6 protein-coding genes are annotated in these 7248 nt (G+C 71.7%); 2 read left to right on the forward strand and 4 right to left on the reverse strand.

The window, feature by feature from the left end; all coding sequences use genetic code 11:
* Positions 1–43 precede the first annotated feature (43 nt).
* Entirely contained in the window at positions 44–2218 is a 2175-nt protein-coding gene (locus D7W81_RS17300) for a Kelch repeat-containing protein (protein ID WP_244227256.1), read from the reverse strand.
* A 131-nt stretch (positions 2219–2349) separates the two neighbouring features.
* Between D7W81_RS17300 and D7W81_RS17305 the strand changes: the two genes are divergently transcribed.
* A complete protein-coding gene (locus tag D7W81_RS17305; protein ID WP_244227257.1) occupies positions 2350–3267 on the forward strand; it encodes an MBL fold metallo-hydrolase in 918 nt (305 codons plus the stop codon).
* Positions 3268–3271: 4 nt separating this feature from the next.
* Here D7W81_RS17305 and D7W81_RS17310 read toward each other — a convergent pair whose 3' ends face one another.
* From D7W81_RS17310 to D7W81_RS17320, 3 genes are read right to left on the reverse strand one after another with little or no spacing between them, the layout of a single operon-like run.
* Complete coding sequence (locus D7W81_RS17310; protein ID WP_120556497.1) at positions 3272–4066, reverse strand: ABC transporter permease; 795 nt, start codon at positions 4064–4066, stop codon at positions 3272–3274.
* Positions 4067–4070: 4 nt separating this feature from the next.
* Positions 4071–4877, reverse strand: a complete 807-nt coding sequence (locus D7W81_RS17315; protein WP_120556498.1) for an ABC transporter permease — start codon at positions 4875–4877, stop codon at positions 4071–4073.
* Complete coding sequence (locus D7W81_RS17320; protein WP_120556499.1) at positions 4874–5884, reverse strand: ABC transporter ATP-binding protein; 1011 nt, start codon at positions 5882–5884, stop codon at positions 4874–4876. The genes D7W81_RS17315 and D7W81_RS17320 overlap by 4 nt, the downstream gene beginning before the upstream one ends.
* Positions 5885–5942: 58 nt before the next feature.
* On the opposite strand from D7W81_RS17320, the gene D7W81_RS17325 reads away from it, so the two are divergent.
* On the forward strand, positions 5943–7154 hold the full coding sequence (locus D7W81_RS17325) for a small ribosomal subunit Rsm22 family protein (protein WP_120556500.1): 1212 nt from the start codon (positions 5943–5945) through the stop codon (positions 7152–7154).
* Positions 7155–7248 lie beyond the last annotated feature (94 nt).

Genomic DNA, 7248 nt, shown 5'->3' on the forward strand with positions numbered 1-7248 from the left:
GCGGTGCATCGACCCGCCCCGTGCCGGTTGCCGGCTCAGGGGCTCAGGGCGCCGGTGAGTACACGTCGACGGCCACTCGCGCGCCGCCGCTTCCACTGCCGCCCGCGGCGAGCACGCGCCCGGAGGGCAGCAGGGCCAGCCCGTGGTGCGAGTTGCGCGTGGACAGGATGCCCGCGGACGTCCACGCGTTCATCGCGGCGTCATACACCTCCGCCGAATCGAGCACGCCCAATCCCGAGCCGCCCTCCCCCGTCACCACCAGCACGCGGCCCGTGGGCAGCGCCAGGGCGTGCGGCAGGTAGCGCGGCGTGTTCATGGGCGCCACGGTCTTCCAGGTGCCGCGCGCCACGTCGTAGATCTCCGCCGAGCGCAGCGGTCCCTCCACGCCCCAGCCGCCCGCCACCAGCACCTGCCCGCCATTGCCCAGCGGCACCGCGATGTGGCCATAGCGCGCCACCGCCATGGACGCCGTGGGCCGCCACGTCCCCGTGGCCGGATTGAACAGCTCCGCGCTCGCGGTGATGGCGTTCGCCCCGGTGGAGCTGCCGCCCATGACCAGCACCTCGCCCGAGGGCAGCGGCACCGCCGCGTGGTACGTGCGCGCATGGCCCATGGCCCCCGTGGGGCTCCAGGTGCCCGTGGCCGGATTGAACAGCTCCGCGCTCGCGAGCGTGGCGGAGGAGCTCGCGCCGGACGCGCCGCCCGCCACCAGCACCTTGCCGGAGCCCGGAAGCAACGTCGCGGTGTGACGAGCCCGTCCCGTCCCCAGGTCTCCCACCGGCGTCCAGGTCCCCGTGGCGGGCGCGTACACCTCCGTGGCGGACAGCCAGGTGGAGGCATCCCGCTGCCCGCCGCTGATCAGCACGCGTCCGTCATTCAACGGCGTGGCGGAGTGCAGGAAGCGCGCGGTGCCCAGCGCGGCGGTGTCCCGCCAGGTGTTCGCCGCCTCGTCGTACAGCACCGCGCTCGACAGCGCGGTCCCCGAGGAGGACGCACCGCCCGCCACCAGCACGTCGCCCGTGTTCAGCCGGGTGGCGCTGAGCTGCGAGCGCGCGGTGCCCAGGCCCGCGGCCGGGCTCCACGGCAGGATGGACGGACGGTAGCGCTCCGCGGACGCATTGCGCGTTCCCGCCTGGGGCACGCCGCCCAGCACCAGCACCTCTCCCGACGGCAGCAGCGCGGCGGCGTGGCTGATGCGGCGCGTGGCCATCGTCGCCGTCTCCGTCCAGGCACCGGTGGCCGGACTGTAGAGCGCGGCGCGGTCCAGGTACGGCTGGCCGCCCGTGGAGCCGCCCGTCACCAGCACCTGCCCGGAGGTGAGCAGCGTCGCGGTGTGGAAGACGCTGAGCGACGGCAGCGCGCCCTGGGCCGTCCAGGTGCCGGTGCCCGGGTCGAACAACTCGGTCGTGTCCGTGGCCAGGCTGCCCGAGAAGCCGCCCGCCACCAGCACCTGACCGGACAGGAGCAGCGTCGCCGTGTGCCCCATGCGCTGCGTGGTCATGAGGCCCACCGCCGTCCACTCGCCCGTCGCGGGGTCGTAGCGCTCCGCCGTCGCGAGCACGCTCCCGTTGGCGCTGTCCCGGCCCCCCGTCACCAGCACCTGACCGTCCGGCAGCAGCGTCGCCGTGTGGCCCAGGCGGGCCGCGCCCAGGCGGCCGGTGACGGCCCAGGTGTTCGTCGCGGGGGTGTACAGCAGCGCGGTGGCCAGCGCGTTGCCAAAGCCGCTGTCGCCGCCCACCACCAGCACCCGGCCGTCGGGGAGCAGCGTCGCGGTGTGCTGGGAACGGGCCACGTCCAGCCCGCTCACCGCGGACCAGCTGTTGGTGTCCGTGTCGAACAGCTCCGCGCCGTTCGCGGCCAGGACGGAGGCGCCGCCGCCCACCACCAGCACCTTGCCGGAAGCCAGCAGCGTGGCGGTGTGGCGCTGGCGGCTCGTGGCCATGGCGCCCAGCGAGAACCAGCGGCCGGAGCGCGGATCATACAGCTCCGCGGCGGACGTCCCTCCACCCGCGACGAGCACATAGCCATTGCGCAGCAGGGTGGCGGTGGCGTCCACGCGCGAGGAAGACATGGTGCCGGCGCTGCCCCACGAGGACGTGTCCAGGCGCGAGGCGGTGGTGGCGGGGGCTTCAATGAAAGACGGTGCTTCGGGGGCACAGGCCAGCGCGCACGCAAGCGAGAGCGCGGCCATCAGGCCGTGGAAACGGATACGGGTCATCGGGGGGAAGGTCCTTCACTTCAAGGGGGATGCGGCTTTCGCCGCAGGGGGGCGGCCCCTTAACCCAGACGGAAGCAAGACACCACCACGGAATTCCTATCAGCCAGACCTGATGGGTAGACTCAGCCCTCATGAGAATGCTTCTCGCCGCCGCGCTGGCCTGCGTCCTGGGTGGCTGTGGCGCAACCCAGCCTGTCGTCGCGACCCACTACCGTTCCCACTCGATCCAGGAGCAGGGCGACCCGCGGATCGGCGGATACATCTCCTCCGAGTGGTCGCTTCAGACGGCTTCGTACTGGATTGAAGGCCCCGAGGGCCTGGTCCTCATCGACACGCAATTGCTGCCCTCCGCGCTGCGCAAGGAGCTGGCTTTCGCGAAGGACGTCACCGGCAAGGAGCCGAAGCTCGCCATCGTCCTCCACGCGAACCCGGAGAGCTTCAACGGCACGGCCCTGCTCCAGGAATCGGGCGTCCCGGCCGTGACCTCCGGCCCGGTCCGCGCCCGCATCCCCGCCGTCCACGAGAAGTGGGCGCCCGACCTCTTCAAGCAGTACTGGAACGGCCGTTACCCCCGGGAGCTCGTGCTCGCGGACAGCTTTGGTGACAGCACCCGGGAGCTGAGCGCGGCCGGCGTCACGCTGAAGGCCCACGTCCTGGGCGCGGGCTCCAGCGCGGCCCACGTCGTCGTGGAATGGGAGGGACACCTCTTCACCGGCGACCTCGTGGCCCGCGACGCGCACAACTGGTTCGAGGGGGGCGACACCACGGAATGGCTCCAGCGCCTGGAGGAGCTGCGCGCGCTGAAGCCGAAGTGGATCCACCCCGGTCGAGGCCTCCCCGGCGGCCCGGAGCTGCTGGACGCGCAGACCGCCTACGTCCAGGCCGTGCGCGAGGAGGTGACCCGTGAGCGCCGCGCGGAACACCCCAGCAGCGACCCGCTCGCGGCGGTGGAGGCGAAGCTGAAGGAGCGCTACCCCGGCTACGCCTACGCCAAGCTCCTGCCGCACCTCGTGCGCGCGGAGTGGGCCCGTCAGGCTCGCCGGCCCTGAGGCTTCAGCTGCTCGCGGACGTGTAGTGGCGGATGGACATGAGCCACACCCACCGCGCCACCGCCGCGAACGCCACCGCGCCCACCACCGCGCCCACCAGCCAGGTCCACGGCAGCCGGCCCAGCAGCGCGAGCGCGGGGAACGTCGTCATCAGCGCCAGCGGGATGATGAACGTGAACACCCACGCCAGCGAGCCCCGGAACACCGAGGACGGCCAGCGGGCCGCGTCGAAGATGGACGTGAACAGGTACGTGAGGTTGTCCACCTTCACCACGAAGAAGGCCGCGCTCACCACGAGGATCCACAGCGAGTAGAGGATGAGCATGCTCGTCCCCAGCAGCACGAGCGACGCGAACACGCCCGGCAACGACGGCCAGCGCCCCAGCGACACGAACGCGTAGACAAACAGTGCCACGCCGGACAGCACGTTCACCGCGCGCCACGGCAGGAAGCGCTGCGTGGACACCAGGAACTGCGCGTCCGCGGGCTTGAGCAACACGAAGTCCAGCGTGCCCTTGCGGATGTGCTCCACCATGCCCGTGAGGCTGGGGCTGATGGCGCCCTCCAGCACGCCCTGGAGCAGCGTGAACCAACCCACCACGAGCAGGGACTCGTGGAACGTCCACCCCTCGATGCTGGGCCGCGCGCCGAAGACGACGAACAGCGGCGCCAGCGCGGTGAACGTCCACGCCAGCGACGTGAGTCCCTCCGCCAGGAAGTCCGCGCGGTACTGCAGGGCCAGGAGCCCCGAGGCCTTCAACTGCACGCCCAGCAGGCGCAGGTAGCGCTTCGCGTTCACCGCCCTACCCTCCGAACGCCGCGAAGCGCGCCAGGCCCCGCCGCCAGACGACCGTGGACACCACGCCCAGGCCCGCCACCCACGCCCACTGCGCCGCCAGCAGCGCCCACGCCTCCTTCGCCGCGTGCGCCCCCGTCAGCAGCTCCACCGGCAGCCCCATCTGGTAGCGGAACGGCAGCCACTCCATGACGGTGCGCACGCCGGGCGGGAAGAACTCCACCGGGAACATGTACCCGGAGCAGACGAAGAACAGCACCATGTAGACTTCCATCAGCTTCTGGCTGCTCTCCAGGAACAGGCTCAGCGTGCCCAGCAGCACGTTCAGATAGAACGTGATGAGCCACGCGCCCGCGATGCCCAGCGCGAACAGCCCCCAGCCTCCCAGCGACGTGGGCACCGCCCGCTCCGCGCCCGCCACCCACACGCTGATGCCCAGCACGGGCAGGACGATGGCGACGCGCAGCGGGATGCCCGCCAGCACCTCCGTCGCGTACGCGAGCAACGGGGAGATGGGCCGCAGGAGGCGCATCGCCAGCGTGCCCTGCTTCACCTCGTAGCTGACCAGCCACGCCACCCAGGAGCTGGTCATCTGCCGCACGCAGAAGGCCGCGAGGAAGTAGCCCGTGAACTCCGCCTGCCCGAAGCGGCCCACCGGCCCGCCGCGCGCCACCGCCGACCACAAGGCCAGCATGATGAGCGGCATGGTGGTGGCCAGCACCCAGATGATCATCTCCGCGCGGTAGGCCACCGCCTCGGAGAAGCCGATGCGCAGCAGGGTGGGCAGCGCCTTGAGGGACGTGCGCAGGCTCACGCGGGCACCTCCTCCCGGGCGGCCTCCGCCCGGCGTGCCTTGCCCTCCTGGAACAGCTCGCTCATCACCTCTTCCAGGGGCGCGTTCTCCACCGTCAGGTCCGTCACCGGCAGCGTGGACAGGGCGCGGCCCACCGTGGCGTTCACCGCGTCCTGCTGGACCTGGAGCACCGCCGAGCCCGGCTCGTGCGACACCACCTTGCCCAGCGGCGTCAGCAGGGCCGCGTCCACCGGCTGGCCCAGCCGCAGCACCACGCGCTTCTCCGGGCGCACGCGCTGCACCAGCGCGTCCAGGCTGCCGTCGTAGGACAGCTGCCCCTTGTCGATGACGATGACGCGCGGACAGAGCGCCGCCACGTCGTCCATGTAGTGGCTGGTCAGGATGAGCGTGGCGCCCGTCTGCTCGTTGTAGGCCTTGATGAACGCGCGCATCGTCACCTGCATGGACACGTCCAGGCCGATGGTGGGCTCGTCCAGGAAGAGCACCCGGGGGCGGTGGATGAGGGCCGCGGCCAGCTCGCACTTCATCCGCTCCCCCAGGCTGAGCTGCCGGGTGGGCTTGCCGATGAGCTCCTCCAGCTCCAGGAGCGACACCAGTTCGTCCAGCGTCTGCTTGTACTGGAGGCGGGGCACGTCGTAGATGGCGCGGTTGAGCTCGAACGTCTCCGACGGCGGCAAGTCCCACAGGAGCTGCTGCTTCTGCCCCATCACCAGCATGATCTTCTTGAGGAACGCCTCCTCGCGAAAGCGCGGCACGTGGCCGTCCACGGTGACCTCCCCCTCGGACGGGTGGAGGAGGCCCGCGAGCACCTTGAGCGTGGTCGTCTTGCCCGCGCCGTTGGGGCCCAGGAAGCCCACGCGCTCCCCGGGCTGGATGTCGAAGGAGATGCCGTCCACGGCCTTGACGGCGGTGTAGTCACGGTGGACGAGCGAGCGCAGGGCCGCCTTCAGGCCAGGCGGGCGTTTGTGGACCTGATAGTGCTTGCGCAGTCCGCGGACGGAAATCATGGCGGGATGGGTTTAACGCGGTCGCCTCCGGGTGGCGACCCCTGATGTGAAGGCAACGATGAGCAACGCATACAGCAAGGACCTGGAGCGATGGCTGCCCCGGCTCATCTCCGTGTGGCGCGCGTCCCGGGGCCGGCAGGACGGGCCGGAAGGCCGCCTCACGCCACAGGAGGTCAAGGAGGTGGGCGCGGGCGTGAAGCAGCTGTCGCTCGGCCTCACGCGTGACCGGCAGCTGGCCGGCGCCCGGTACATGGACGACCCGCGCCTCTTGGGCGCCTACCTCCTCTTCTACTGGCCGGTGTCCTACGCCCAGGCCCGCCAGGTGCTGGGCGAGCTGCCGAACCGGCCGCGCCACGTGCTGGACCTGGGCAGCGGCCCGGGCCCGGTGGCCTTCGCGGCCATGGACGCGGGCGCCAGTGAGGTGACGGCGGCGGACCGCAGCAAGCCCGCGCTGGAGCTGGCGCGCAAGCTGGCCACGGAGGCCGGCGAGGCCATGGCCACGCGCGAGTGGGATCCGCTGAAGAAGAACGCCACGCTGCCGGAAGGCCAGTACGACCTCATCACCATGGGGCACGTGGTCAACGAGCTGTACGGCGCGACGGACGAAGCGCTGAAGCCGCGCGCCGCGCTGCTGGAGTCGGTGCTCACCAAGGTGAAGAAGGGCGGCAGCCTGCTGGTGATGGAGCCCGCGCTGCGCGAGACGAGCCGCAACCTGCTCAAGGTGCGAGACCTGCTGGTGGAGCGCGGCTACGCCATCCGCGCGCCGTGCATGTTCCGGGGCCCGTGCCCCGCGCTGGTGAAGGAGACGGACTGGTGCCACGCCGAGCGCGCGTGGCCCATGCCGAAGGTGGTGGAGGAGCTGGCGCGCGTGGCGGGCTTCCACAAGGAGTCGCTCAAGATGAGCTACCTGCTGGTGGCGCCCAAGGGCGAGCCCTGGCCGGAGCCTCCGCCGGGCCGGCTGTTCCGCATCGTCAGCGAGTCGCTGGAGGGCAAGGGCCGCCAGCGCTACATCGGCTGCGGGCCGGAGGGGCGCGTGGGCCTGGCGATGCAGGAGCGCCACCGCGCGGAGAAGAACGAGAAGTTCTTCCACCTCCAGCGCGGCGACGTCATCGAGGTCACGGACCTGGAGACGAAGGGCGACGGCTTCGCGCTCGGGGAGAACGCCGAGGTGCGCATGGTGGCCCAGGCCGGGCGCGGCGTGCCCCCCGCGCCCAAGCCGCCGGAAGCCCCGCGCGAGCCCGCGGCGCCCGTCCCGCCCGCGAAGCCCTGAGCGGACACGACCCGGGCGCGGCGGCCATTCCGTAGGAGGATGCAGTCCCTCTTCCGGAGGCCCCGTGCCCCGCCGTCCCCTCGCGCTGCCCACC

This window comes from Corallococcus aberystwythensis (assembly GCF_003612165.1).
In the GTDB taxonomy this organism is placed as follows: domain Bacteria; phylum Myxococcota; class Myxococcia; order Myxococcales; family Myxococcaceae; genus Corallococcus; species Corallococcus aberystwythensis.